26 protein-coding genes are annotated in these 24,090 nt (G+C 69.1%); 11 read left to right on the top strand and 15 right to left on the bottom strand.

What is annotated here, in order from left to right:
* Window positions 1-7: 7 nt before the first annotated feature.
* The 3 genes from FHR38_RS19400 to FHR38_RS19390 form a co-directional block, all read right to left on the bottom strand.
* Complete coding sequence (locus tag FHR38_RS19400) at window positions 8-1,291, bottom strand: ABC transporter substrate-binding protein (RefSeq protein WP_312882279.1); 1,284 nt, start codon at window positions 1,289-1,291, stop codon at window positions 8-10.
* Window positions 1,292-1,401: 110 nt separating this feature from the next.
* A complete protein-coding gene (locus FHR38_RS19395; RefSeq protein WP_184539923.1) occupies window positions 1,402-2,997 on the bottom strand; it encodes an FAD-dependent oxidoreductase in 1,596 nt (531 codons plus the stop codon).
* A 38-nt stretch (window positions 2,998-3,035) separates the two neighbouring features.
* The gene (locus FHR38_RS19390) at window positions 3,036-4,163 is read right to left on the bottom strand and encodes a LacI family DNA-binding transcriptional regulator (RefSeq protein ID WP_184536006.1); all 1,128 of its coding nucleotides are present in this window, start codon (window positions 4,161-4,163) and stop codon (window positions 3,036-3,038) included.
* A gap of 176 nt (window positions 4,164-4,339) precedes the next feature.
* On the opposite strand from FHR38_RS19390, the gene FHR38_RS19385 reads away from it, so the two are divergent.
* Complete coding sequence (locus FHR38_RS19385) at window positions 4,340-5,746, top strand: FAD-dependent oxidoreductase (protein WP_184536005.1); 1,407 nt, start codon at window positions 4,340-4,342, stop codon at window positions 5,744-5,746.
* 50 nt (window positions 5,747-5,796) lie between these two features.
* Here the strand turns inward: FHR38_RS19385 and FHR38_RS19380 are convergent, their stop codons facing one another.
* Window positions 5,797-6,624, bottom strand: a complete 828-nt coding sequence (locus tag FHR38_RS19380; RefSeq protein WP_184536003.1) for an isocitrate lyase/PEP mutase family protein — start codon at window positions 6,622-6,624, stop codon at window positions 5,797-5,799.
* A 265-nt stretch (window positions 6,625-6,889) separates the two neighbouring features.
* Here FHR38_RS19380 and FHR38_RS19375 point away from each other — a divergent pair, with 265 nt between their 5' ends.
* Both FHR38_RS19375 and FHR38_RS19370 read left to right on the top strand, forming a co-directional pair.
* The gene (locus tag FHR38_RS19375) at window positions 6,890-7,843 is read left to right on the top strand and encodes an endonuclease domain-containing protein (protein ID WP_246446627.1); all 954 of its coding nucleotides are present in this window, start codon (window positions 6,890-6,892) and stop codon (window positions 7,841-7,843) included.
* Between the two features lie 87 nt (window positions 7,844-7,930).
* On the top strand, window positions 7,931-9,667 hold the full coding sequence (locus tag FHR38_RS19370; RefSeq protein WP_184534137.1) for a transposase: 1,737 nt from the start codon (window positions 7,931-7,933) through the stop codon (window positions 9,665-9,667).
* A gap of 147 nt (window positions 9,668-9,814) precedes the next feature.
* On the opposite strand, the gene FHR38_RS19365 is transcribed toward FHR38_RS19370, so the two are convergent.
* The 3 genes from FHR38_RS19365 to FHR38_RS19355 all read right to left on the bottom strand — a co-directional run bounded on the left by FHR38_RS19365 (window position 9,815) and on the right by FHR38_RS19355 (window position 12,822).
* Window positions 9,815-10,498: a GyrI-like domain-containing protein gene (locus FHR38_RS19365; RefSeq protein ID WP_184536001.1), complete on the bottom strand. Its 684-nt coding sequence runs from the start codon at window positions 10,496-10,498 to the stop codon at window positions 9,815-9,817.
* The gene (locus FHR38_RS19360) at window positions 10,492-11,292 is read right to left on the bottom strand and encodes a MerR family transcriptional regulator (RefSeq protein ID WP_184535999.1); all 801 of its coding nucleotides are present in this window, start codon (window positions 11,290-11,292) and stop codon (window positions 10,492-10,494) included. The genes FHR38_RS19365 and FHR38_RS19360 overlap by 7 nt, the downstream gene beginning before the upstream one ends.
* A 114-nt stretch (window positions 11,293-11,406) precedes the next feature.
* On the bottom strand, window positions 11,407-12,822 hold the full coding sequence (locus FHR38_RS19355; RefSeq protein ID WP_184535997.1) for an enterochelin esterase domain-containing protein: 1,416 nt from the start codon (window positions 12,820-12,822) through the stop codon (window positions 11,407-11,409).
* Window positions 12,823-12,977: 155 nt separating this feature from the next.
* Between FHR38_RS19355 and FHR38_RS19350 the strand changes: the two genes are divergently transcribed.
* Both FHR38_RS19350 and FHR38_RS19345 read left to right on the top strand, forming a co-directional pair.
* Window positions 12,978-13,295 (top strand): SRPBCC family protein, encoded by a 318-nt coding sequence (locus FHR38_RS19350; RefSeq protein WP_312882277.1) that lies wholly within the window; start codon window positions 12,978-12,980, stop codon window positions 13,293-13,295.
* A gap of 240 nt (window positions 13,296-13,535) precedes the next feature.
* On the top strand, window positions 13,536-13,883 hold the full coding sequence (locus FHR38_RS19345; RefSeq protein ID WP_184535996.1) for a hypothetical protein: 348 nt from the start codon (window positions 13,536-13,538) through the stop codon (window positions 13,881-13,883).
* Window positions 13,884-13,946: 63 nt separating this feature from the next.
* Here the strand turns inward: FHR38_RS19345 and FHR38_RS19340 are convergent, their stop codons facing one another.
* Window positions 13,947-14,771, bottom strand: a complete 825-nt coding sequence (locus FHR38_RS19340; protein WP_184535994.1) for an Fpg/Nei family DNA glycosylase — start codon at window positions 14,769-14,771, stop codon at window positions 13,947-13,949.
* 56 nt (window positions 14,772-14,827) lie between these two features.
* Here FHR38_RS19340 and FHR38_RS19335 point away from each other — a divergent pair, with 56 nt between their 5' ends.
* On the top strand, window positions 14,828-15,298 hold the full coding sequence (locus tag FHR38_RS19335) for a hypothetical protein (RefSeq protein ID WP_184535993.1): 471 nt from the start codon (window positions 14,828-14,830) through the stop codon (window positions 15,296-15,298).
* Between the two features lie 16 nt (window positions 15,299-15,314).
* Here the strand turns inward: FHR38_RS19335 and FHR38_RS19330 are convergent, their stop codons facing one another.
* The 3 genes from FHR38_RS19330 to FHR38_RS19320 form a co-directional block, all read right to left on the bottom strand.
* Window positions 15,315-15,518, bottom strand: coding sequence for a DUF397 domain-containing protein (locus FHR38_RS19330; protein WP_184535992.1), 204 nt, complete (start codon window positions 15,516-15,518; stop codon window positions 15,315-15,317).
* 146 nt (window positions 15,519-15,664) lie between these two features.
* A complete protein-coding gene (locus tag FHR38_RS19325) occupies window positions 15,665-15,868 on the bottom strand; it encodes a DUF397 domain-containing protein (RefSeq protein WP_184535990.1) in 204 nt (67 codons plus the stop codon).
* Entirely contained in the window at window positions 15,861-16,745 is an 885-nt protein-coding gene (locus FHR38_RS19320) for a helix-turn-helix domain-containing protein (protein WP_184535988.1), read from the bottom strand. Before FHR38_RS19320 ends, FHR38_RS19325 begins: the two co-directional genes overlap by 8 nt.
* A 161-nt stretch (window positions 16,746-16,906) precedes the next feature.
* On the opposite strand from FHR38_RS19320, the gene FHR38_RS19315 reads away from it, so the two are divergent.
* Together FHR38_RS19315 and FHR38_RS32355 are read left to right on the top strand one after the other, a co-directional pair.
* Window positions 16,907-17,110: a hypothetical protein gene (locus FHR38_RS19315; protein ID WP_312882276.1), complete on the top strand. Its 204-nt coding sequence runs from the start codon at window positions 16,907-16,909 to the stop codon at window positions 17,108-17,110.
* Window positions 17,111-17,136: 26 nt separating this feature from the next.
* Complete coding sequence (locus FHR38_RS32355; protein ID WP_246446624.1) at window positions 17,137-17,574, top strand: hypothetical protein; 438 nt, start codon at window positions 17,137-17,139, stop codon at window positions 17,572-17,574.
* A 62-nt stretch (window positions 17,575-17,636) separates the two neighbouring features.
* On the opposite strand, the gene FHR38_RS19305 is transcribed toward FHR38_RS32355, so the two are convergent.
* The gene (locus FHR38_RS19305; RefSeq protein WP_221449086.1) at window positions 17,637-17,813 is read right to left on the bottom strand and encodes a hypothetical protein; all 177 of its coding nucleotides are present in this window, start codon (window positions 17,811-17,813) and stop codon (window positions 17,637-17,639) included.
* Window positions 17,814-18,157: 344 nt separating this feature from the next.
* Here FHR38_RS19305 and FHR38_RS19300 point away from each other — a divergent pair, with 344 nt between their 5' ends.
* The 3 genes from FHR38_RS19300 to rocD all read left to right on the top strand — a co-directional run bounded on the left by FHR38_RS19300 (window position 18,158) and on the right by rocD (window position 21,315).
* The gene (locus FHR38_RS19300) at window positions 18,158-18,886 is read left to right on the top strand and encodes a thrombospondin (protein WP_184535985.1); all 729 of its coding nucleotides are present in this window, start codon (window positions 18,158-18,160) and stop codon (window positions 18,884-18,886) included.
* A gap of 372 nt (window positions 18,887-19,258) precedes the next feature.
* Window positions 19,259-20,074: a dimethylargininase gene (ddaH, locus tag FHR38_RS19295; protein WP_184539915.1), complete on the top strand. Its 816-nt coding sequence runs from the start codon at window positions 19,259-19,261 to the stop codon at window positions 20,072-20,074.
* Complete coding sequence (gene rocD / locus FHR38_RS19290; protein ID WP_184535984.1) at window positions 20,071-21,315, top strand: ornithine--oxo-acid transaminase; 1,245 nt, start codon at window positions 20,071-20,073, stop codon at window positions 21,313-21,315. The genes ddaH and rocD overlap by 4 nt, the downstream gene beginning before the upstream one ends.
* 107 nt (window positions 21,316-21,422) lie before the next feature.
* Here rocD and FHR38_RS19285 read toward each other — a convergent pair whose 3' ends face one another.
* The 3 genes from FHR38_RS19285 to FHR38_RS19275 form a co-directional block, all read right to left on the bottom strand.
* Window positions 21,423-22,562 carry an FHA domain-containing protein gene (locus FHR38_RS19285; RefSeq protein WP_184535983.1) on the bottom strand — a complete coding sequence of 380 codons (1,140 nt, stop codon included), beginning with the start codon at window positions 22,560-22,562 and terminating at the stop codon, window positions 21,423-21,425.
* The gene (locus FHR38_RS19280; protein WP_184535982.1) at window positions 22,559-22,852 is read right to left on the bottom strand and encodes a 4a-hydroxytetrahydrobiopterin dehydratase; all 294 of its coding nucleotides are present in this window, start codon (window positions 22,850-22,852) and stop codon (window positions 22,559-22,561) included. Before FHR38_RS19280 ends, FHR38_RS19285 begins: the two co-directional genes overlap by 4 nt.
* 86 nt (window positions 22,853-22,938) lie before the next feature.
* Window positions 22,939-24,021 carry a golvesin C-terminal-like domain-containing protein gene (locus tag FHR38_RS19275; protein ID WP_184535980.1) on the bottom strand — a complete coding sequence of 361 codons (1,083 nt, stop codon included), beginning with the start codon at window positions 24,019-24,021 and terminating at the stop codon, window positions 22,939-22,941.
* Window positions 24,022-24,090 lie beyond the last annotated feature (69 nt).

Here is a 24,090-nt window from a genome sequence, read left to right as displayed (position 1 = left end):
GGAGTCCCTACTTCGCCAGCAACGGCTGGATCTTGGTGCAGACGCCGTCCAGTACCGCCTTGACGTCGGCGTCCGCCTTCCACAGCGGGTCGAGGCTGGCCCGGACCTGCTGGCTCAACTCGGCCTGGCCGGCGTGGTTGGGCTTGACGACCCCGTTGGTGATGCCGTCGATGACGACCTTCTGGAGCTGCTCCGGAGTGAGCGTCGGGTTGGTCTTGGCCAGCGTCTCGGCGGTCAGCTGCGACTGGCGCGGCGGCGGGAAGAACTGGGCGAGCTTCGCCGAGTTGGTGGCGTTGGTGAAGTACGCCAGGAAGTCGGCCGCCGCCTGGGCGTGCTTGCTCTTCTTCAGCACCCCGAGGCCGGCCTGGCCGACCACCGAGTAGTTGCCCTTCGGACCGGCCGGCAGCGGCACCAGGTCCCAGCCGAAGCCGTCCTTCTTGAGCAGCGAGGCACGGGAGATCTGGGTGACCGTCATGGCCGCCTCACCGGCGAAGAAGTCGGCGGTCGTACCCGGGCCGGGCATCGCCTTGTCGACGAAGATCGCCTTGTGCAGCGTGGTCATCGCGTCGACCATCTCCGGGGAGGTGAAGCCGCAGGTCTTGCCGTCCGCGCTCCACGCCTGGGCACCCCAACCGGTGAAGTAGGTGGAGAGGTTGTCCCAGCCCTTGTAGTCGAAGTCCCGGATCACGATGCCGGCCTTGCCGGTGGCGGCGTTGGCGGCCGAGGCGGCGGCCAACGCGTTGGTCCAGTTCCACTGGCCTGCGGCGATCAGCTCGGCCGGCGTCTTCTGACCGGCCTTCTTGAGCAGGTCGGTGTTGACGAAGACACCGAAGGGCGAGGTGGAGAACGGGTACGCGTACAGCTTCCCACCGTCCTGCCACAGCTTGAGGGTGGCCGGCGACAGGTCGTCGTACCCGTAGCCCTCGGTCTTCTTCAGGGTCTCGTCCAGCGGCAGGAGCGCGCCGGAGGAGACGAAGTCGGGGGCCGAGTTCTCGAAGATCCACGCCAGGTCGGGGGCGTTGCCGCCGGCGATCTGCGTGGTCAGCGTGGTGGTGTAGTTGTCGAACGGCAGCGGATCGAACTTGATCTCGGCGATGTTCGAGTGGGTCTTCTTGTATTCGTCGGCGATCTCGTTGAACAGCTTGAGGTGCGCCTCGTTGGCGGTCCAGACCGTCATCCGCAGGGTGGCCGGGCCGCTGTCGGCGGCATCGTCCCCGCCGCCACAGGCAGCGAGGGCGACCATCCCGGCCAGCGCGGCAGCGGTGACGCGCAGGCCCTTTCCTGTCTTCACGGTATGTCTCCTCGTTCGGGGGTGTGCAATTCAGTTGCCCGCAGTTGGTGCAGTAGCCGACCGGTGGTTCAGTAGCCGGCGATCTGCGGCCAGCGCAGTTCGACGGTGGTTCAGTAGCCGGCGATCTGCGGCCAGCGCAGTTCCACGCCGGCGGCGGTGATGCGGTCCTGGAATTCGGCCAGCAGGGTGGGGGTGTTGCGGACCGCGCGCGGCGACTCGCCCCGCGCCAGGCAGAAGTCGGCGAGCAGGCCGGCGACCTCGCCGACGTTCCACTCGACCGGGTGCAGCCGATAGCTGCCGTTGGTGATGTGCGTGGTGCCGATGTTCTTGCCGGCCGGCAGCAGGTTCTCCACCCGGTTCGGGATCAGCGCGCCGAGCGGAATCTCGAACGGGCACGAGCCGACGTCGATGTAGTTGTCGCCGCCGGTGGAGGGGTGCAGGTCGATGCGGTACATGCCGACGCCGACCGAGTCGGGGTAGTTCACCGCGCCCCGGTCACCGCGTACGGCCAGGGACAGGTCCTGCTCCGCGACGGTGTACTCGGCGCGGATCCGCCGCGACTCGCGGATGTACGGTGCCTGGGCCAGCCCGTCGGCGCTGCCGGTGACGTCGCCCCGGAGCCGCAGTCCGGGGAACCCGGTGCCACCGTCGGGACGCGGTGCCTCGGTCTGCATCCAGTAGAGGACCGAGTACGACAGCTCCCGGGCCTGGGCGAGGTGCCAGGACGCGTTCGGCACGTCGATGACCGGACCCTCGAAGTAGTCGATCATCGGCCAGTTGACCAGGGTGATGTCACTGGCGTACGCGCCGTCGACGAAGTTGCGCCGGGCGGCGATCCGCCGGAACGTCCACAGGTTGCCGTCCCCGGGGTTGAGCCGCTGGTCGGCGTTGACGCTCAGTGGGTCGTCGTCCGGGTTCGGGGTGAAGCTCCGCTCGACGATCTCCAACGTGCGCGGGTGCGGCGAGCGCCAGGAGAGCAGCCGGTCGCCCCAGAAGTCCGGCTTGTAGTCCCGCCAGAAGTCGTAGTTGGCCGGCCGGTCGATGGTGTGGTCGCCGTCGACGTGGTCGAGCGCGAAGCAGACCGAGACCGCCTGCATGTTCATCGGCTGCGCCTGCGCCGGGGCGCTGGGCTCGCCGGTCTCGGACTGCGCCTCGAAGCCGGTCACGTACTCGGTGCCGGTCAGCGGCAGCAGGTCACCGGTCTCGGTGGCGTCCAGGATGTAGGGGGCGGTGATGTCGATCCGCTCGTCCCGGTCGCGGTGGGCGACGGTGACGCCGACGACCCGGTCGCCGTCGGTCTCGGCCGCCACCGGACGGTACGGCTGGAGCACGGTCAACCGCCCCGACCCCCGGTACGGGGCCAGCATCTCCTCCAGCACCGCGACCGCGACCCGGGGCTCGTGGCAGAGCCGGCTGACCCAGCCGGCACCCGGGTTGAGGTCGGTCCAGCCACGGGACCGGGCGGTCAGCGGGTAGTGCCGCCGGTAGTAGTCGCGGATCCCGTTGCGTAGCTCCCGGTAGCTGGCGGTGGCGCCGAACTGCTCGATCCAGGAGTGCTCGTCCGGTGGGACGGCCTGGCTGGTGAGCTGCCCACCGAGCCAGTCGAACTCCTCGGTGAGTACGACCGACCGACCGGCCCGCGCCGCCGCCAGGGCCGCCGCGACCCCGCCGAGTCCGCCGCCGACGACGAGGACGTCCGCACGCATCTGTGCCACTTGCTTCCTTCCAGTAGTCCGGTCGCCGCTCAGCTGCGGCCGACCGTCCGATCAGGTGCGCCGAGGGTGCTGCCCTCGACCAGTTCGCAGGGCAGGAGCCGTTGCTGCACCCCACTGCCGTCAGGGCTGCCACCGGCCGGGCCGCCCACGCCGGTACTGCCACCGGCCGGGCCGCCTACGCCGGTGCCGCCACCGGCCGGGCCGCCGTTGACCATCGCCACCAGTACCTCCACCGCCTGGCGGCCCATCTCCTCGCGCGGGATGAGGAAGCCGGTGAAGGCGACGTCGCTGGGCACCGGGACCGTGGGGTCGCCGAGCGCCAGGATCGACAGGTCCCCCGGTACGGCCAGGCCACGCCGGCGGGCGGCGCGCTCAAGCTCCACCATGACGGCGAAGTCCTCGACGAAGACCACGGTGGCGTCGGCGGCGAGCACCTGGTCGAGCAGTTCGTCGACGGTACGGCCGTCGGTGCCGACTTCGATGCCGCTGCCCGCTGACCCGATCTCGTCGGCGAAGCCCTGGCGGCGGTCGGCGGCCGACTCGGCGGCCATTCCCATCCGCAGGTACGCCATCCGGCGGTGCCCGTACCCGTGGGCCCGTCGGACGAGTTGCCGTACGGCGTCGGCGTAGTCCGCGCCGACGTAGGGCACCGGCCCACCGGCGTCGTCGCGTCGACCGACCGCCACGAACGGGAAGCCGTCGTCGTTGAGCCGGCGCAGCTCCGTCGCGTCGAGTTCCCGCCCGAGCAGGAGGCAGCCGTCGGCCAGCCGGAGCCGGTTGTCCTGGTGGAAGATCCGACGTCGTCCGTCGACCACCGGCGCGCTGGTGAAGAGCAGCAGGTCGCAGCCGACCCGTTCGGCACATTCCTCGATGCCGACCAGGAACGGGTGGAAGAAGTCCCGACTGCCGCTGGGGAAGGCGGGCTCGTAGGTGAAGACGCCGATGATGCGGTTGAACCGGGAGACCAGGCGGCGGGCGACCGGGTCGGCCACGTAGCCGGTCTCCTGGATGGCGCGCAGCACGCGCTCCCGGGTCTCGGGGGCGATCCGCACCTCGGTGTCGGCCCGGTTGTTGAGCACCAGGGACACCGTCGCCTGACTGACACCGGCAAGCCGGGCGATGTCACGCTGGGTAACGCGCCGGGAGGCAGGAGTCACAGTGGTCAGGCCTTTCGATCAACAGCGCTAATACGTATAACCGGATCGGTATCCAGGGATACTGCTGCGCGCTCCGGGTAGCTGTCAAGAGCTGGACGAGAACTTCGTTCGCGGGTAAGTTCCCTGGCTAATGCGCATTAGCAAGACCTGACCGCTCCCTGAGGGAGAATGTCACCGTGACGGAACGGCTGATCGTGATCGGCGGAGACGCGGCCGGGATGGCCGCCGCCTCGCAGGCGCGGCGACGCCGCAAAGTGGACGGCCTGGAGATCGTCGCGTTCGAGCGTGGTCACTTCACGTCGTACTCCGCCTGCGGCATCCCGTACTGGGTCGGGGGGCAGGTCCCCGAACGCGACGACCTGATCGCCCGTGACCCGGCGACGTTCCGGGACAAGCACCAGATCGACGTACGGCTGCGACACGAGGTCACCGCGATCGACCTGGACCGGCGGGAGGTCGTCGCCCGGGACCTGACCAGTGGCGGCGAGGTGCGCGAACGCTTCGACCTGCTGATGTACGCCACCGGCGCGACCCCCACCCATCCGGACTGGGCCCGTACGGCGGACACGCAGGGCGTCTTCGGCGTACAGACCCTGGACGACGGCGCGGCCCTAATCGACTGGCTGGACGGGACCGCTCGACGGTCACCCTCGTCGGACCGGCTGCGGTGCCGGCAGGCGGTGGTGGTCGGCGGCGGCTACATCGGGGTGGAGATGGCCGAGGCCCTGCTCCACCACGGTCTGTCGGTCACCCTGGTCGACCGGGGCGAGCAGCCGATGTCCACGATGGACCCGGACATGGGCGTGCTGGTCCGGGACGCGCTGGTCGGGCTGGGCGTCGACGTGCGTACCGGATGTGCGGTCACCGGTCTCTCCGCGAAGGACGGGCAGGTCACCGGGGTACTGACCGACGCCGGGGAGATCCCGGCCGACGTGGTGGTCCTCGGCCTCGGCGTACGACCCAATACCGCACTCGCCGCCGAAGCCGGCCTACCGCTCGGCCTCTCCGGCGGGGTCCGGGTCGACCAGCGGATGCGGGTGCCCGACGTCGAACGGGTCTGGGCGGCCGGCGACTGTGTCGAGTCGCTGCACCGGGTCACCGGCCAATCGGTGCACATCCCGCTCGGCACGCACGCCAACAAGCAGGGCCGGGTGGCCGGCATCAACATCGGCGGCGGCTACGCCACCTTCCCCGGGGTCCTCGGCACCGCCATCACCAAGGTGTGCGACCTGGAGGTGGCGCGTACCGGCCTGCTGGAGCGCGAAGCCACCGCCGCCGGCTTCGAGTTCGTCACCACACGGGTCGAGTCGACCAGCCGGGCCGGCTACTACCCGGGGGCCGCCCCGATGACGGTCAAACTCATCGCCGAGCGGCGCAGCGGACGGCTGCTCGGGGCGCAGATCGTCGGCCGGTCCGAGGCGGCCAAGCGAATCGACGCGCTGGCCGTGGCGCTGTGGAACCGGATGACGGTGGACGAGATGACCGGGCTCGACCTCGGCTACGCACCGCCGTACGCCCCGGTCTGGGATCCGGTGCTGATCGCCGCCCGCAAGGCCATGGAGGCGGTGGAAGCCACCGGCTGAGGTGGTAAGGAAGGGCCCCTTCCTAGCCGCCACCCCCTAACCGCCAACCGTCAGGGGCGACCGCCCACCAGCGCGTTGAGATCGCCGTAGTCCACGGTGTCGGCGAGCGTCGAGTAGCTCCCGGTGGCAAGCAGTTCCTCTGCGCTGCGCCGGGCCAACGCGTACGCCGCGCTCGCAATCCCGGCACCGAGACTGACCCGGGCCACCCCCAACTCGGCCAGCACGTCGACGGTGGGGGCACCGGGACCGGCCAACACGTTCACCGGGGCCGGTATCGCCTTGACCAGCACCGAGATGGTCTCCTGGTCGACCACCCCGGGTAGGAAGATCCCGTCCGCGCCGGCTGCGAGGTAGGCCGCCGCCCGCTCCACAGTGGCGGCGAACCGGTCGGCCGGGTCACCGTACTGGCGCAGGTAGGTGTCGATGCGAGCGTTGAGGAACATCGGCACGCCCACCGTATCGGCTGCCTGTCGGGCGGCAGCGATCCGCTGGGTCTGCTCCTCGACCGGACGGGACAGGAACGGCCCGTCTTCGAGGTTGACGCCGACCGCCCCGGCAGCCAGTACGCCACGGATCGTCTCGGCCACCCCGGCCGGATCCGTCGCGTAGCCGCTCTCGATGTCGGCGGTGACCGGTACGTCGACAGCGGCGACGACCCGGGCGATGAGGTCCAGCGCCCGGTCCCGGTCGAGCTGGTCCCCGTCGGCGGCACCGAGGCTCCACGCGACACCCGCGCTGGTGGTGGCGATCGCCTTCGCCCCGGCGGCCTCGATCAGACACGCGCTGGCCACGTCCCACGCGTTGGGCAGCGCCAGGATCTGGCGGCCGTCGTGCAGTTGACGCAAGAGCAGTGCCTGCTCCGACTGGTTGTTGGTCATGACAGCCAGTCTGGCTGCCCGCACCAGAGGTCGTCTGGCGGTTTTCGGACACCACCACCGGCCACCATCACCACCGGACATCACCGCCGGCATCACCACCGCAGGGCACCGTCACCACCGGGCATCACCACCGGCATCACCACCGGATCTCACCGCCCGCGATCAGGCGAGCGATGACTCCCGCGTGGCGCAAGTGTCGGGTGATGTGCTCGTCCATGTCGCTGGGACGACACTGATCGCGCACGAAGCGGTGTTGCATCGCCGGATGCGGCTTCCCCACGATGACGCGTCCTCGCTGGACTGGTTGCTGTTCGAGCAGGCCGGCACGCTGACCTGGCGACAGGCTATGACCGAGCTGAGCCCCGGCAAGGTGCGCCATCTGTTGGCCACGGGACGCTGGCGTCGGGTGTGCCGGGGCGTACTGCTGACGCACGATGGCCCGCTCACCCGCGAGCAGCAGTGGTGGGTCGCCGTACTGGCCAGCGGGGAGGGGGCGATCCTGGCCGGTCTGGCCGCCGCACGGGCTGGCGGGCTGCGCGGCAACTGGCGGTCCGACCGGATCGACGTGCTCATCCCGTACGACCGACGCGCCCCCGACCTGCTGAGCCGGATGCCGGTGGAGCTGCCTGCGGTCCGGGTACGACGTACCCGGCAACTGTCGGCGGACGACCGGCAGCGGGGCCGCCCGGATCGCACCACGATGGCCCGGTCGCTGGTCGACGCGGCGCAGTGGGCGGGTACCGACGACGAGGCACAGACGATCGTCGCCGCCGGTTGCCAGCAACGCCGCGCGACCCCGGCCGAGATCGGGGCGGTGATCGAGCGGATGCCCAAGACCCGGCGACGCGGGTTGTTGCGGCTAACGGTGGCCGACATCGCGGGCGGCGCGGAGGCGCTGTCCGAGATCGATTTCATCCGGCTCTGCCGCCGGCATCGGCTACCTGTTCCTGACCAGCAGGAACGACGAGTCGACGCCGGCGGCCGTACACGTTATCTCGACGTCTACTGGAGGCGGTGGCGGCTGCACGTGGAGGTGGACGGGGCACACCACCTGGACGCCCGGCACTGGGCTGCGGACCTACGCCGACAGAACGAGATCTGGATAGCCGGTGACCGGATTCTCCGGTTTGCCGCCTTCGACGTACGGCGGCGGGCGGCGCAGGTCGTCGCACAGGTCCGCGCGGCCCTCGAAGCAGCCGGCTGGCGACCGGGTTTGTGAACATCTGTTGCTGCTGGGCGGGCTGTTGCGAAATGAAGTTGGGGGCGGTTGATCTCCTTTTTGTGCATATTTAGATAGAATGGTGGTATGGCAAAGGGGTACCGACCCGTTGATCGTGATCAACAGTTTCTGATGCCGCCGGATATGCGGCAGTGGCTGCGGGCTGATCATCCGGTGTGGGTGCTGATCGAGGCGGTGCGGCTGTTGGACACCACGCAGATACATGCCCGGTGTCGCACGGGTGGGGTGGGTCGGGCGGGCTTCGACCCGGACATGATGCTGACATTGTTGTTCTATGCCTACGCGCGGGGGATCCGCTCGTCACGGCGGATTGAGCGGCTGTGCTGGGAGGACGTGGGGTTCCGGGTGATCTGCGCGCAGGACGTGCCGGATCACACGACGATCTGGCGGTTCGCTGACATGGCCCCGCAGTTGGTGGAGAACTTGTTCGCCGAGGTGCTGCTGCTGTGCGCGAAGGCGGGGATGGGGCGGCTGGAGACGATCACGCTGGATGGGATGAAGATCGGCGCGAACGCGTCGATGAAGGCCAACCGCAGCGAGGAACGGATTCGCGCCGAGTTGGCCGAGGTGGCCGCCGAGGCGGTGGCCGAGCACCGGGCCACGGACACGGCCGAGGATGCGCTGTTCGGCGGCGCCTGCGGCGGTGACCAGCTGCCCGAGGAGTTGGCCGATGAGCGCTGTCGTGGGCCGCGGCTGCGGCGGGCATTGGCCGAGCTGGAGGCCGAGCGGACCGCCGGACAGGCCGAGGCTGGGGCTAAGGCGGATCAGTATCTGCAGCGTCAACGTCGCGGTGAGCGTATCCGCGGTAACGTGCCGGTCAACGCGGAGGTTGCCTCGGCCAGGCTACGGCTGGAACAGGCCATCGCCGCTCGGCAAGCCACGATCGCCGAGTGGGAGCAGCGCAACGCCGACAAGATCGCCGCGACGGGTAGCGGGCTGGTCGGTGCGCGGCCCCGCCCGGTCGATGAACACTTCGCGGTCGTGCGGGCGCGTACGTGGTTGGACAAGGCGCTGGCGCGGGCGGCCGAGCGGGAACGCCAGGTGGCCGATCAACGGCCGCGGGTGCGTAACGTCACCGACCCGGACAGTCGGCTCATGCCGACCAAGTCCGGGTTCATCCAGGGCTACAACCCGCAAAACGTGGTCTCGGCCGACCATCTGATCATCGCCACCGAACTGACCCAGGACACCGGTGATGTTGAACAGGCAAAGCCGATGATGGCCGCCGCCGAAGACGCCGCCAACCTCATCACCGGTGCCCATCGCGACCAGGCCGAAGCAGCGCAACTGACCTGCACCTGCCCACCAAAAGACAGCCAGGACTCACCGCCAACACCAACCGCCTCGCCGGCCACCGGTGCGACCCGCCGATCCTGTCCGCGCCACCCGAACGGGATCGGCACAATGGTCATGGACGCCGGCTACCTGTCCGAGGAGAATCTCACCGCCGCCGGACCCGACCGGCTCATCGCCACCGGCAAAAGCCACGACGTGGAGAAATCGGCCCGTACCCAACCCGCCGACCCGCCACCGGATCCCGACCAGCCCCACCACACCGATCCGGTCCAGCAGATGGCCCAGCGGTTACGCACCCCCGAAGGCATCGCCACCTACCGCCAACGCGGACACATCGCCGAGACCCCCCACGGCCACATCAAACACAACACAGGCATCCGCACCCTCACCCGCCGCGGTCTGGACCGTGCTACCGCCGAATGGAAGTTCATCTGCGCCACCTACAACATCAACCGGCTGGTACACACCCTCCGCACCACCGGCCATCTCCTACCCGGCAAGGCATAGCGCAGCCAGTCCACGAACCACCCCAACCCGCCGGCCACACCCCACAGGCCCCAACAACATCAAACCCCGAATACCACCAGCACCCGCTAACACCCCCCAACTTCATTTCGCAACAGCCCGCCCAGCAGCAACAGATGCACCCAAACCTCAGGCCGACACAGACGTAGACGCAGACACAGACGATGCCACCGGTGACGCCGATGCCGATCCCGACACCGACGAGGTCACCGCCATCACCGGATAGCGGATGATCGTCTTCAGTTTTTCGGCTGCGGTGCGGGCGGGATTCGACAGGTAGATCTCGTGGTGCAGGCCGGAGACCTGCCGACCCTGTTCCGCCACGAAGGCGAGCAGCCGTTCGATCGTGGGCCGCTCGTCCGCGTACGGTCCGATGTGCAGGATCTGCGCGGCCGACCCCTCGGCGTACTCGCGCAGCTCAAGCTGATCCACGGCTGCCGACGGCTTCTTCTTCGCCGTCGCGGCGATGCCCTGCGCCACCAGCTCCGCCGTGACCTGCGGCGGCTGCATGATCATCATGGTCCACCGCCAGTCATCCCGATCCCGCTCGGTAATGTCCCACCCGCCGTCGACCCACCACAGCCCCTGCAACGGCATCACCGGATATTCCACGATGCCCGCATTCTTCAGGGCAAACCGGACCGAGTAGGAGACGCCGTACAGCGCCTCGACCGCCGCCTGGCAGACCGGCCCGTCCGGATCGCCAGCACCGCTGACCGCCAGGAACGGCAACGGGGGTACGTCCACCACGGCCGGCTCGGTCGTCGCGCCGTACAGATCCTTGTGCACCTTCTTGAAGTCCGTGTTCAGCATTCGTCCTCATCCTCGATAGGGATCACGATCCGGGTCGCCAACTGCGCCGGATCGCTCGTTGTCGGATCGGCCAGGTACGCCTCGCGTACCGGGCCATGGGGGCGCAGCCCCCGCTCATGGATCCAGGCAAAGATCGCCTGGTACGTCAGGGTCAGGTGCTCGTACGGGCCAACGTGGGTGGCGACGGCGGCCAGTCCCCCGGACAGGTGCTCCACCGTCATCCCGCCCACCGGGTCGGCGGCGCTCTCCACGCCGACGGCGATCCGCAACCGCCCGTCGACGTCGACCGGAAACAGCCCCCACATCGGCGGTGTCCACGGCAGGCCGGGCAGCACGCTCGACAACTGCGTCATGCATCCGGCGACCGCCGTACCGATCTCGTCCACTGCGCATACGGTCTGGACGACCAGCAGCCGTCGGGGCGGTTCCCGGGTCAGGCCGACTTCCTGCCGCAGTAGCCCGTCGCGGAGCAGCCGTTCCAGTGCCTGAAGGGTGTTCCGCTGCCGAACCAGCCGCGCCTCCAACCGGTCCCGCTCGGCGCGCAGGGCGGCGGTCTGGGCGCTCCCGTCACCCCGTAGCGTCTGTGTGATCGCCGCCAGTGGCACGTCGAGCGTACGGAGCAGGGCGACCGCCAGCGCGTCGCGTACCTGGTCACGGCGGTAGTAGCGGTAGCCGGTGACCGGGTCGACGTGTGCCGGCGGCAGCAGTCCCACATCGTCGTAGTGCCGTAGCTGCTTGACGCTCAGCCGGCACATCCGGGCGAAGCGGCCGATGGGCAGTAACTCCTCGGGCATGCCCTTATCGTCGGCTCTCCCATCGTGGGAGAGTCCAGCGGCGCGGGCAGGTCACCAGGTTTGTGAACACCCGTTGCTGCCCCGACGACAACGGATGCACCCAAACCTCGCCGGTCAGGCGCGACCCACCAGCGCGATCAGGCCGTCGGCCAGGCCGCCTCGCCAGCAGACCGGGTCGTGGCCGCCGTCGTACTCGTGGTAGTCGACGGGGGCGTCGGCGGCCCGCAGGATGTCGCGGAGCTGCCGGGTCCGGTCGAGCAGGTCCCACTCCCGGGTGCCGACTTCGAGGTACCAGCGGATGTCGCGGACCGCTGCCGTCCCGGCGACCCGGGTGGCGAACCAGTCGTCGCGGGGATACCAGAACGAGCCGGACTGCGACAGTACGGCCCCGAACCGGTGCGGTGCGCGCAGTGCCGCGTAGGCGGCGGTGAGCCCACCCAGGCTCTGACCGGCGATGACGCTACGGGCCGGGTCGACGGTGATCGGCACCCGCCGACCTGCCCAGGGCAGCAACTCGTCGACGAGGAAGTCCACGAAGTACGGGTTGCAGGCGAGATCCCGCGTACGGGTGGGCATGTCGACCGGATCGACCATGAGCACCGCCGTCGGCGGGATGCGGCCCGCCGCAACGAGATTGTCCAGAGTGGAGCCGAGGGCACCCTGGTCGCCCCAGAGGTCGCCGTCGAGCAGGACCACCACCGCCAGGTCGCCGCACTGGCCCAGGTCAGCCTGCCTGTCACCGCGCTGGCCCAGGTCAGCCTGCCCGTCGCCGTACCCGCCCAGGTCAGCCTGCCCGTCGCCGGGCGGTGCCCAGAGCCGGACGGTACGTGTACCGCCGAGCGCGACGCTCTCGAACCGGTGCACCGTGATGGTGCCGCTCGGTGTGCCTGGTCGCGGGGCCAGCCACGGCTGGGCGGGCGCGTCGGGCAAACTCACCGTCGACAGCACCGGCCCGTCGGGTCCGTCCGCCAGTGGAAACCGGTTGAGTGGGTCGGTCACCGTCGCCGACCGTAGCCGCTGCCAGAGGGTACGGTCGGGCGCGCCGGTCGGGTCGAACTCCGACACCGGTACGTCCAGCGGGCCGATCGTGTAGCTCCCCCGCCAGGTGCCCGGCATCCGGTAGCTGAGGTGCCACACGTCCGTACCGGGCAGCCGGCGCATGGTGCTCTGCCGCAGGTCGTGGAAGTCGGTCAACTTGTTCAGGTGCAGTACGACCGACTGTGCCGCATCATCCCGCCACAGGAACGTGACCACGTGATCGGTGCCGTCCGACTCGACCAGTGGCGTACCTTCCACCGCGACCTGCGCCCAGAACGAGGCGACCGCCGCTGCCGTCGCCGACTCGTCCAAGTCGACAACGGCGGCGGCCAACGCGGTGATGCGCGGGCTGGTACAGACCGGCAACGGGTACGGCCGGGGCCGGTGCGGCGGCACGACCGGACTGCGTGGCACGTCGAAGACATCGTTTGGCCCGGTCGGGCGGCTCAGCCCTTCGAAGGTGCCCTCGGTGCGCGGTGCGGTACTGCCCATAGGTTCGTGCTCCAGCCAGAGAGTCAGTCTTAGGGGAGCCTAACTAACCTCGACGTGGGTTCCCCATGCCGCCTGGACAGCGAACAGGCGCTCGAACTGTGCCCGGTCGTATCACGAATGCCCGTCGGGGCTTTGCGTAACGCTAGGCTCCCGATGTGCCGGCGCTGATCGAGGTCGTGTCCGTCATCGACGCTGCCCCGAGCGTGGTCTTCGACCTGGAACTTGATGTGGACGTTCACACCGCATCCGTGCGCACCAGCCAGGAGACGGCCACGACCAGCAGCGGTCGACGCCAGCTCGCGCTCGGGGACGAGGTCACCTTCCGCGCCCGCCACTTCGGGCTGCGTTGGCGCATGACCCTAGGGCTGCTGGGCACGGTGGTGACCCGGGCACTGATCGTTCCGTATCTGCGCCGACTGTTAAGGCAGCGGGCAGCCCACATCAAGTACCTGGCGGAAGCCCGCGAACCGTAGAGCGTGACCGCGTGACGATCGCGGGATGCGGACTCATGCCACTCCGGCCAGCCCGGCGTTCATCGCAATCCCCCGACGTCGACCGCAGCCTTCGTTTGGTTGACACCGGCACTTTCCGAGTAGATTGTGCATCGATGCAGATCATCCTTCACCTGGGCTGAGAGCCGAGCTTTCGGCCTCTACCCCCGGGTTGAACCGAGCTTCGGTCTCGTCCCCGAACGCCGTCCCGGAAGGACACTCATGCGCAAACCCGTCAGCCGGATCGCCGCAGGTCTCGCCGCCGCCCTGATCACCACGCTGACCGCGACGCTACCGGCGTCGCCCGCAGCCGCTGGAGAGCCGGTCCAAAGCCCCGACAATGGCCTGGTCTTCTACTCGAGCTACCCCACCGAAGTGGTCGGCAGGCAGGCCACACCTGACGATGTCTGCCGTCAGGTCCCGGCCGACGCGACCTGGCTGCTCGCCTGGAGCGGCGGCTTCGGTAGCGTCTCCGGCTACCGGACCCCCGACTGCAGCGGTCAGGCGTCCGAGCTCAACCACTTCCACAGCTGGCCGAAGGGTCAATACCTCACATACAAGGCCAGTTGACCGTGTGTTTCCCGGTGGTCGTCACCCGACGCGGGGACGCCGCGGGGCGCGAAAGCGCCGCATCTAGCGTTCATCGTCGAAGGGTGGTTGGCAGGTGGGGCACCAGTACGAGTTGCGCCCGGCGAGTTCGCCCTGACGGATCTCCGTGCCGCAGACGTGGCAGGGCAGGCCAGCGCGACGGTAGACGTACACCTCGCCACCGTGCGGATCGACGCGCGGTGGGCGACCCATCGCCTCCGGCAGGTGCTCGGGGCGGACCGTGTCGATGTGCCCGACATCCACCGCCGCGCCCATCAGCTCGACCAGATCCGCCCAGATCGTCGCCCACGCCGTCGGGGTGAGCTGCCGGCCGGGCAGGGTCGGCGACAGACCGGCCCGGAACAGCACCTCGGTCACGAAGATCAGACCGGTGCCGGCCACGATCGACTGGTCCATCAGCAGCCCCGCCAGGGCGACGTTGCTGCGCCCGATCCGGGCGTAGGCGGCGGTCGGGTCGGCGTCGGCGCGCAGCGGGTCGACGCCGAGCCGGTTGCGCAAGGCGTCGACCTCGGGCGGGGAGAGCAGTTCGCAGACGGTGGGGCCGCGCAACTCCAGCCAGTGCCGGTCACTGGCCAACTGGAGACGTACCTGGCCGACCGGCTCCGGTGGCTCGCCGTCGCCGTCGGCGAACTTGCCGTAGAGCCCGAGGTGGATGTGCAGGCTCAGCCCGTTGTCGTAGTGGTGCAGCAGGTGCTTGCCGCATGCCTCGGTGTCGTCCAGGATCGATCCGGAGAGTAGCGCCGCGCCCTCGGCGAACCGGCCCTGCGGGCTGGCGGCCAGCACCTTGTCGCCAGCGAACAACGTACGGTGTCGCGTCGCCAGGCGGTGGATCACATGTCCTTCAGGCACGACAATCAAGGGTACGTGAGCGGCAACAGAACGAGTGGATGGGAGACCTGGTCACCATGGCTCAGGAGGTAACAACCGCACGCCGGCAGTATCTGTTCTGGGCAGCGGGCCGCAGCCGGAAGTCGACCACGGCACAGATGCTCCCCGTCGAGACCGGCCAGAAGCGCGGCTGGACGCCGGTCAGGCTGCTTCGGGCCCTCACCGGCGTCCAGCTCTACGTGGTGGCGGCCTACCTCGCCGCCGCCGTAGTCCCGTACCTCTGGAGCCCACGTCCCTACCCCCCGACCTGGCTGTGGATCGTGCCGGGCTGGCTGCTGGGCGTACCGGGATTTGTCATCACGCTACTCGGACCGGCGCTCGCGATTCCCTTGGCGCTCACCGGACTCGTTACGTTGGCCAGGTACCGCCGGGTGCTCACCGCTCGAATGATCCGTTGGTGCCTGGCGGCTATCGCCTTCTCGGCGGCCTATGCCGTCTTCTGCTTGACGCCCGTGGCCCAGACGATCACCGTCCATATGATCGACTGACAACGCCAACCCCGGATCAGTGGATCAGGTGGCCCGTCTTCACCCCGGCCAGGAACGCCGTCCACGCGCTCGGCTCGACCGCCAGCACCGGACCGGCAACGTCCTTGCTGTCCCGAATGCCCACCACACCAACGAGGTTGCCGGCCACCTCGACACAGTCTCCGCCGCTGCCACCACTGCGGGTGGCCTTGCGCCACTTCGCACCACTCAGGTCAGGCATAGTGCCCTCCTACGATCTCGCCGATCGGCCTTGCTGATGGTCTCGCGCCCGGAACGAGAAGCTCTGCTGCTCAGCGTGCCCCGGTCTTTCATTGTCGTCAATATGGTCGGAGCCGCCGGCAACCCGTCCGGCGGCCCCGACAATCGTCACCGGGCCAGACGGCCGGACTTCACGCCGCTCAGGAACGCCGTCCAGGCGCTCGGCTCGACCGCCAGCACCGGACCGGCAACGTCCTTGCTGTCCCGAATACCGACGACCCCGACGAGGTTGCCGGCCACCTCGACACACTCTCCGCCGCTACCGCCACTGCGGGTGGACTTGCGCCACCGGGCACCGCTCAGGTCAGGCATAGCGCTCTCCTATGGTCTCGCCAATCAGCCTGGCTGATTGTCTCTCGTCCAGGGCGCGGGAATCCAGGTCCGACCAGACGTACGCATAGGCGGCCACCTCGGCCGGCTTGTCCAGATAGAGCGCGCCGGTGATGCCCTCGACGTAGATGGTGGTCGGCTCGGTGGCGACCCGGCCGAAGGCGGCCGGAAAGTCGAGGATGACGAAGGCACCGGTCTCACTGGCCAGGGACGGCCCGGCGGCGAGCGGCAGCACCCGGATGGAGATGTTGTCGCGGTCGCCCGCCTCCAACAGATGCCGCAACTGGTCTCCCATCCCGGCCCGGTCCAGTGGCGAGCGGAGCAACACCGCCTCGCTCAGCACCACCCGGAGGGTGGGGGCCGGTGGCAGTCGGCGAGTCAACACGTTTTGCCGCTGCAACCGAACGGTCACCAGTTTCTCCCGCTCCTCCGGCGGCATCGTCGGTGACTTACGGCGGAACAGCTCGGTGGCGTAGGCCCGGGTCTGTAACAGGCCGGGAATCAGCTCGCCGTTGTACATCCGCACTTGCCGGGCCCGCTCCTCCAGGCCTACGTAGAGCGAGAACCAGGTGGGCACGGCGCTGCCGTAGGAGTGCCACCAGCCGGTGGCCCGGGTCTCCCGCGCCAACCCGAGTACGAGTTCGGTCACCTCCTCGGCCACGCCATAGCGCGTGCAGAGCGCCCGTACGTCGATGACCCGGGCCGGAACGAGGCCCTTCTCAATGCGCCAGATCTTCTGCCGGGAGCAGTCCAACTCCTCGGCCGCCGCGTCGAGCGTGACCGCCGCCTCCTCGCGGAGCTGGGTGAGCAGCCGCCCGAGCTGTCGCCTCGGGACGGTGGAACCCGATGTTTCATCCACGATGCAACATCTCCCATTCCCTCGTGCAACAAATAGGAATCATCCCCTCACCAGCCTTTCCGCGGGCTTCGGTTAACACCGGCAATTGAGGTTATGAAGCCGGAATCCATTGCGCAAGACAGCGGCACGGACAGAAACTCGATAAACAAAAGAAGTCAGCGGTGGACGATTCCCGGGAGGGCGGAATGAAACGGCGCGTCTCCTACGAGGAATACCTCTCCGCAGCGGCGATGACCTTCGCCCGCCGGCACCGTCCGCTCCCGCTGGCACACAGGTGTACGTGCGGCGCAGACCTGCCCTGCCAGGCCCGGCACCGGATACCGATCAGCCGCGAACACTGGCCCACCCCGGAGGAGCAGAAATGAGTTGGGCCCAACCCAGAGGAGCAGGAATGAGCTGGCACAACCCGCTACGCCCCTACTGGACCTGCACCGGCTGCGATGCCGACTGGCCCTGCCCGACGAAACGACGAGAATTGTTCGCCGAATACCAGGGGGCAATGATCAGTTTGTCGATCTACCTGGCCAGTCAACTCGTGGAGGCCGCCCCCGAACTCGACTACATTCCGGCCGGCTGGCTACACAACCGATTCCTCGGCTGGATCCGCCACCCCGCAGAGCCGCTGCCGCACAGCGCCACCGACGTGCTGGTCAGCACCTACGACCTGGTCACCGAGCACACGATCGACCACCAGGGGTGCTGCCCGACCTGCGGCGACCCGGACACCTGCTGGGTACGCATCAACCCAGCCGGACCGGCGATCGCCGTACCGCTACCCAGGTCGACGTCAACCACCCATCGCGCGGACGGGGCTCCGGCAACGTCGTGACCGTGTCCGGCTCGCGGGATTGGGCAGCCCGCCTTGCCCCTTCGACCTTGGTGATCATGATGCTATGGACCTAACCAGTCGGTTTTAACGTCCATAGGGTCGTGATCACCTCGTCGGGGCATGGCCAGGCCGTAGTTGCGATACGGATCGGCGGCGTATTCGCTGGCGAACCCGTCGGCCAGCTCATCCTGGACCACCTGTCCGTGATCGCGCAGCGTCCGGTAAAGCGAGATGGCCATCGCGGTGTCATCGGTCCACAGCCAAGGTCCCGGTGGTACGAGCGGTCATCGACAAGCCGCCGCATCTGCTCGGCGGGCCGGAAGAACCACGTCTCGCCAAACGCGCCGCCCAGCGCCACTCCGTGCAACGACCAAGTCGCGGCCTCAACGTTGGCAGTCATGGTCCGATCGTGACAGCCGACCCGGCGTGGCCGTTGCCGCTGCACCTGGTTCCCGAACCGGGCTGTACCGAGCTGCACCCTCCACGGACAGGTGTGACCCCCATCGCATCGGGGTACAGCGATGTGGTCCCCCGCGTAGGCGCCACCGGACACGGCACCCACGCTCGGCTCAGGAGGTGAACCATGGTCAGAATTCCCTCGTTCTCGCGCAACCAGGAGACGGCGCCCACCCGGGCCGGCAGCCAGGTCGCCAGCGATGAGCGGTCGACCACCGAGACCGTCACTCGCACCGACGAGACCCGCGACGGTGGGCGGGTAGCGGTCACCGACCGCCCCGATCCCACACCGACGACCAAGACCCGAACCCCCGAATCGCGTACGACGACCGCCCCCGCCCGCACCACGGAGACACGCACCACCGATACACGTACGGCCGGTCGGGCGCGACCGGTCGACGTGGACGACCGCCGGCCAGAGACCGACCGCCGGCCGGCTACCGACCGGACGACGGACGTTCCCCGGAAGCCGGACGTCGACCGGGGGCCGCAGGTCGACCCGAGCACCGAACGGGTCGTACCCGCTGGCCCTCGCCCCCGGGCCAGCATGCTCGCCACTCTCGGCCTGATCTTCGGCGTGGCGGCGGCGCTCTTCGTGCTCACCGGCACCCTCGCCGGGTACGGCATCGGCCTGGGTGTCCTCGCCCTGCTGTTCAGCATCGGCGGGGTCTCGGCCACCGGCCGCCGCCACGTGGCCGGCAAGACCGATGCCCTGATCGGCCTCATGCTCGGCCTCGGCGCGCTACTCATCGGCGTACTCGCGGTCAGCGGCGAGTTCGGCTGGCCGACGATGGACGGTGACACCGTGCTGCGGTTCCGGGAGTGGCTTGACTCACAGTTTGTGAACCGGTTCTGACGGGCAACTACTGATCTCGGAACGGTGGTTCACCGGCTCCAGCGACTAGGTACAGGTGGTTCACCGACCGAGCGCACATCTTCGAGGGGCGGCAGCGCAGCCGCCCCTCGAAACATGTCCGGGCCGCCCCTCGAAGCGAGTCCGCGATGTTCCTCGAAAACGAGTCCGCGATGTCCCTCGAAGCGGGTTCGGCTTCCGCTGGACGCAACGAACCGACGGTGAGACCGCATCCAGACGCAACGTTCCGCGTCATCACGCAAGTCTCACCAGTGGTTCCCGCCGCCCGCCCCGGAATAGCGTGGATCGGGACGCCAGCCCGCAGCCATGCCGTGGCCGGGCGCGTCCGATCCCATGGGGGCAGGACCAATGACGTTGGACGCCACCGGTCGGCGCTATCTGATGTGCCGGCCGACGTACTTCGCTGTCGAATACGCGATCAACCCGTGGATGGATCCCACCGCCCCGGTCGACACCGCGCTCGCCGTCCGGCAGTGGGAGACGCTGCGTCAGACGTACCTCGATCTGGGGCACCACGTCGAGGAGATCGAACCGCTGCCCGGCCTGCCGGACATGGTCTTCGCCGCCAACGGTGGGATCGTCATCGACGGTCGGGCGCTGGCGGTGCAGTTCCGCGACCCGCAGCGCGCGGACGAGGCACCGGCCTACCGGGCCTGGTTCGAGCGTGCCGGCTTCGAGATGTACGACCCCAAGCACGTCAACGAGGGCGAGGGCGACCTGCTGCTCGCCGGTGACCTGCTACTCGCCGGCACCGGTTTCCGCACCGCCCACGCCGAGCACGCCCACCTCCAGGAGGTCTTCGGGCGGCCGGTGATCACGCTGCAACTGGTCGACCCGCGCTACTACCACCTGGACACCGCGCTCTGCGTTCTCGACGAACGGAACGTCGCATACCTGCCGGAAGCCTTCTCCCCCGGCAGCCAGGCGGTGCTGCGGCGGCTCTTCCCGGACGCGGTGTTGGCCACCGCCGCCGACGCGGCGGTGTTCGGCCTCAACGCGGTCAGCGACGGACGGCACGTGGTGCTGCCCCGCCAGGCCACCGCGCTGGCCGGCGCGCTGCGCGACCGGGGCTACGAGACGATCGGCGTCGACCTGTCCGAGCTGCACAAAGCCGGCGGCGGCCCGAAGTGCTGCACGTTGACGTTGCGTAAAGGAGAGGCAAGCAAATGATCGTGGATGACGCCCTGCGTACCCCGACGGCGGACGACACCCTGCGTACCCCGTCAGCGGTGCGCGACGCGGAACGCTGGACCGCGCACAACTACCACCCGTTACCGGTGGTCATCGAATCAGCCGAGGGCGCCTGGCTGACCGATGTCGACGGCCGGCGCTACCTGGACTGCCTGGCCGGCTACTCGGCACTCAACTTCGGGCACCGGCATCCGGCGCTGATCGCCGCCGCCCATGCCCAGCTCGACCGGCTCACCCTGACCAGCCGCGCGTTCATCCACGACCAGTTCGCCGCCTTCTGCCAAGAGCTGTCGCAGCTGTGCGGCAAGGAACTGGTGTTGCCGATGAACACCGGGGCGGAGGCGGTGGAGACCGCCATCAAGGTGGCCCGCAAGTGGGGCTACCAGGTCAAGGGCGTGCCATCCGGCCAGGCCACCATCGTGGTCGCCGACGGCAACTTCCACGGGCGTACGACCACCATCGTCAGCTTCTCCACCGACCCGGACGCCCGCGACGACTTCGGGCCGTACACCCCCGGGTTCCGGATCGTCCCGTACGGCGACCTGGCCGCGTTGACCGAGGCGATCGACGACACCACGGTGGCCGTACTGCTGGAGCCGATCCAGGGCGAGCAGGGCGTGGTCGTCCCGCCGGCCGGTTACCTCTCCGGCGTACGTCGGGTGTGCACCGAGCGGAACGTGCTCTTCCTCGCCGACGAGATCCAGTCCGGGCTGGGCCGGACCGGTACGACGTTCGCCTGTGACCACGAGGACGTCGTACCGGACATGTACCTGCTCGGCAAGGCGCTGGGCGGGGGCATCGTGCCGGTGTCGGCGGTGGCCGCCGACCGGTCGGTGCTCGGGGTGCTGCGCCCCGGCGAGCACGGCTCCACCTTCGGCGGAAACCCGCTGGCCTGTGCGGTGGCGACCGAGGTGGTCCGGCTGCTGGCCACCGGGGAGTTCCAGCGGCGCTCCGCCGAGCTGGGCGTACACCTGCACACCGCGTTGCAGAAGCTGGTCGGCCAGGGCCTGCTGGCGGTACGCGGCCGGGGCCTGTGGGCCGGGATCGACATCGACCCGGCGCTGATGACCGGCCGGCAGGCGTGTGAGCGGTTGGCCGAGCGCGGCATCCTGGCCAAGGACACCCACGGTTCGACCATCCGGTTGGCTCCGCCGCTGGTCGTCACCGTCGAGGAGTTGGACCACGCGGTCGAACAGTTGGCCGCCGTACTGCGCGGCTGACGCCCGGACACTCGTCCCCACCCCGGGCACTCTTGCACGGAAAGTGTGGCTGTTCGCGCGCGAGTAGCCACACTTTCCGTGCAAGTGCGCGGATCCTGGGGAGGCCGTTACCGGTTGAGGCGGATCGCCATGGTGGGAGCCTCGGCCATGACCGAGGTCGGGTTGAAGTCGCCGCCGGAGGTCATCTTCGCCGCCCGTCCGATCTGCACGCCCGGGTACAACTCCACGATGTCGCCGGTGCCCAGCGCCCGAGCCTGCTGATTGGTCAGGGCCACCCGCTGCGCCTCGTCCATCGAGCCACCCGGCCGGATGCCCGAACCATTGGTGCTCACGTCCCGGGCGACCAGGTCGCCGCCCCGCAGTTCGAAGCTGACGTGGTTGCGGCTGATCCAGCGCCGGGCCTCGTCGTTGAGCCACTGGCCGAGCCGGATGCCGTCGGACTGCTCCGGTGCCCGGCCCACCACCACCTGCTCGTCGGGCGCGACCACGAACCGCCGCCGGATCTGCCCACCGATCCGTACGGCGAGCACCTCGATCCTGGGGCGCGGACCGACGTCGGAGAGCCGACGCTCGTGCCGGGGACAGGTCGGCACCCCGGTACGCAGGCTCGGCGGGGGCTGGCCGTACGGCGCTCGCTCGGCCCGCAGATCGGCGAAGGCACCGCCCCCACCCCCGCCGAACAGGGCACATCCCAGCTCGGGGCAGCGCCACATGCGGGCGAGCAGCTTGGCACCGGTCGGTGACGGGCCGACCGCGGTGGGCACGCTGACGCCCACTCGGGCCTTCAGGGTGGGACCATTCGCGCTGGAGATCGGGGCAAGCACCCGCCCCGGTTCGGTCACCCACGGGAAGCGCCCGGCGAGCCCGTCGAAACGTTGCCGGCTGAGTACCGGCAGGCCGAGCAGGTCGGCCACCTCAAGCATCCGGTCGGCGGGGTGGTGGTCCAGGACCTCGACCAGGCCGTCGTCGGCCCAGCGGCGGATCACCATCCGCTCGTTGGAGGTCAGGTCGGCGTCGGAGAGCAACCCCCGGTGCACCACCGCGTAGACCGGTGCGCCGTCCTCCTGGAGTTGCCGGCCCAGCGCGTCGATGGTGATGCCGAGCCGCAACAGGCTGGCCGGTCGGCCCCCGTCGAGGTCGACGTACCGGACCACGTCGGCCAGGTCGAGCACCGCCCGAGCCAGCGCGGGATCGGTGCAGACCCGGCCCTCGATCGCGTCCAGGACCTTGCTGATCTCGAATCTCACGCTGCTCCCTGGGCGATCTCGTCGATACGACGGGCCAGCTCGATGTCCCGTCGGGTCACTCCGCCGACGGAATGGGTCGCGCACCGGAAGGTGACGGTGCGCCAGCGTATGTCGATGTCCGGATGATGGGCCATCTCCTCGGCGACCACCGCGACCCGGTCGACCAGGGAAATCGCGTCGGGAAATCCCGCCAACTCCACGGTACGGGAGATGCCGGCCGGGTTGCCGGTCCAGCCGGTCAACCCGTCCAGCTCACTGCGCACCGCCTCAGCGTCGAGCACCTCTGCCATGCGGCTGACCTTACCGTCTGCCCGGTCCGGCTCAGGAGCCGTCGTGAAGCTTGCCCACCTTTCCGCTGTGGGCGTTGCCGACCTGGTCAGACGCGGGTGATCCGTACGGCGTCGGCGATGACGTATCCGGTGGCGCTGGACCACCGGCTCACCCCGACCACGTCCTTGTCACCGGCGGTGAGGGTGAAGGTGCCGAGCGTCTTCCACGCCCCGCCTCCGGTGCTCTGGTCGACGATGACGGTCTGGTTGCCGCCCTTGGCGAGGACGACGTACGGCGTGGCCGTGTTGTAGCCGGCAATGCCCGGGTACCAGGCCTCGATCCGGTAGTTGCCCTCGGCCGGGATGTTCGCCTTGTAGTAGGCGGCGTCGCTGATCGCCTGCGGGTTGGCGTACCGGTAGTCCGCGCCGTACCGCTCGGCGGAGTAGCTGGAGGTGAGCCAGTTGGCACTGGCGGTGAACCGACCGGCGGTGATGTTGTCGACGACGACGCTGAACGCCGGCGGGGTGGTGCCGCCGAGCGCGGCGGCGACGTCGGAGCGCAGTTGCGGCAGCTTGGCGTAGAGCACGTCACCCGGGCAGGCGGTGGCCACGTAGTCGCGGTGACCGTAGATCCGGGTCGGGGCGATGTTGTACTGCTCGCAGATGTACGCGCAGAACTGCACCAGCTTGTTGTAGAGCACGGCCGGCGGGGTGGCGGAGGTGTAGGTCCCCTCGTTCTCGATCCCGATGGCCTTGTCGTTCTGGCCGGGGCAGTGCGCCCCGACGACCATCCCGCTGCCGGCCCGCAGTCGGCTGAGGCTGTTGTGCCGGCCCTCCATCACGTGCCCACCCCGGCTGATGGTGAAGTGTTGGCCACTGTCGGCCCAGCCGTTGCCGTCCATGTGCCAGCCCTGGACGGTACGGGCGAACGAGTAGGCGTACGACAGCGAGGTGTCGCTGACGTTCGCGCTGGCCGTGTGGTGGATGAGGATCTTGTCCGGCGAGGACGAGATGACGTTGAGCGGGCTGGAGGGGTTGCGGGCACCCCAGGTGGCGCAGCTGGCGATGGTGGGTGATTCGACGGCGAGGGCCGGCGCGGCACCGGCGAGCGACAGTCCGCCGGTGGCGGTGCCGACGCCGAGGAGTACCGCACCACGCATGACGTCCCGGCGGGACAGGTGACCGGTCATTGGATGGCCTCCGGATCAGGAGTGAAGATTTCTTTAGCATCACCGCCAAAGATTGAAGGAATTCTTACC

Origin of the sequence: Micromonospora polyrhachis, from assembly GCF_014203835.1 — a bacterium.
Lineage (GTDB): Bacteria > Actinomycetota > Actinomycetes > Mycobacteriales > Micromonosporaceae > Micromonospora_H > Micromonospora_H polyrhachis.
This window is presented reverse-complemented; position numbering and strand designations above follow the sequence as displayed.

Bases quoted from the DNA above. Each gene is read 5' to 3' on its own strand.
- FHR38_RS19395 (WP_184539923.1), bottom strand. From the start codon at position 2,997: ATGCGTGCGGACGTCCTCGTCGTCGGCGGCGGACTCGGCGGGGTCGCG.
- FHR38_RS19380 (WP_184536003.1), bottom strand. From the start codon at position 6,624: ATGACCAACAACCAGTCGGAGCAGGCACTGCTCTTGCGTCAACTGCAC.
- FHR38_RS19375 (WP_246446627.1), top strand. From the start codon at position 6,890: ATGCGGCTTCCCCACGATGACGCGTCCTCGCTGGACTGGTTGCTGTTC.
- FHR38_RS19370 (WP_184534137.1), top strand. From the start codon at position 7,931: ATGGCAAAGGGGTACCGACCCGTTGATCGTGATCAACAGTTTCTGATG.
- FHR38_RS19365 (WP_184536001.1), bottom strand. From the start codon at position 10,498: ATGCTGAACACGGACTTCAAGAAGGTGCACAAGGATCTGTACGGCGCG.
- FHR38_RS19360 (WP_184535999.1), bottom strand. From the start codon at position 11,292: ATGCCCGAGGAGTTACTGCCCATCGGCCGCTTCGCCCGGATGTGCCGG.
- FHR38_RS19355 (WP_184535997.1), bottom strand. From the start codon at position 12,822: ATGGGCAGTACCGCACCGCGCACCGAGGGCACCTTCGAAGGGCTGAGC.
- FHR38_RS19345 (WP_184535996.1), top strand. From the start codon at position 13,536: ATGCGCAAACCCGTCAGCCGGATCGCCGCAGGTCTCGCCGCCGCCCTG.
- FHR38_RS19335 (WP_184535993.1), top strand. From the start codon at position 14,828: ATGGCTCAGGAGGTAACAACCGCACGCCGGCAGTATCTGTTCTGGGCA.
- FHR38_RS19330 (WP_184535992.1), bottom strand. From the start codon at position 15,518: ATGCCTGACCTGAGTGGTGCGAAGTGGCGCAAGGCCACCCGCAGTGGT.
- FHR38_RS19325 (WP_184535990.1), bottom strand. From the start codon at position 15,868: ATGCCTGACCTGAGCGGTGCCCGGTGGCGCAAGTCCACCCGCAGTGGC.
- FHR38_RS32355 (WP_246446624.1), top strand. From the start codon at position 17,137: ATGAGCTGGCACAACCCGCTACGCCCCTACTGGACCTGCACCGGCTGC.
- FHR38_RS19305 (WP_221449086.1), bottom strand. From the start codon at position 17,813: ATGGCCATCTCGCTTTACCGGACGCTGCGCGATCACGGACAGGTGGTC.
- FHR38_RS19300 (WP_184535985.1), top strand. From the start codon at position 18,158: ATGGTCAGAATTCCCTCGTTCTCGCGCAACCAGGAGACGGCGCCCACC.
- rocD (WP_184535984.1), top strand. From the start codon at position 20,071: ATGATCGTGGATGACGCCCTGCGTACCCCGACGGCGGACGACACCCTG.
- FHR38_RS19280 (WP_184535982.1), bottom strand. From the start codon at position 22,852: ATGGCAGAGGTGCTCGACGCTGAGGCGGTGCGCAGTGAGCTGGACGGG.
- FHR38_RS19275 (WP_184535980.1), bottom strand. From the start codon at position 24,021: ATGACCGGTCACCTGTCCCGCCGGGACGTCATGCGTGGTGCGGTACTC.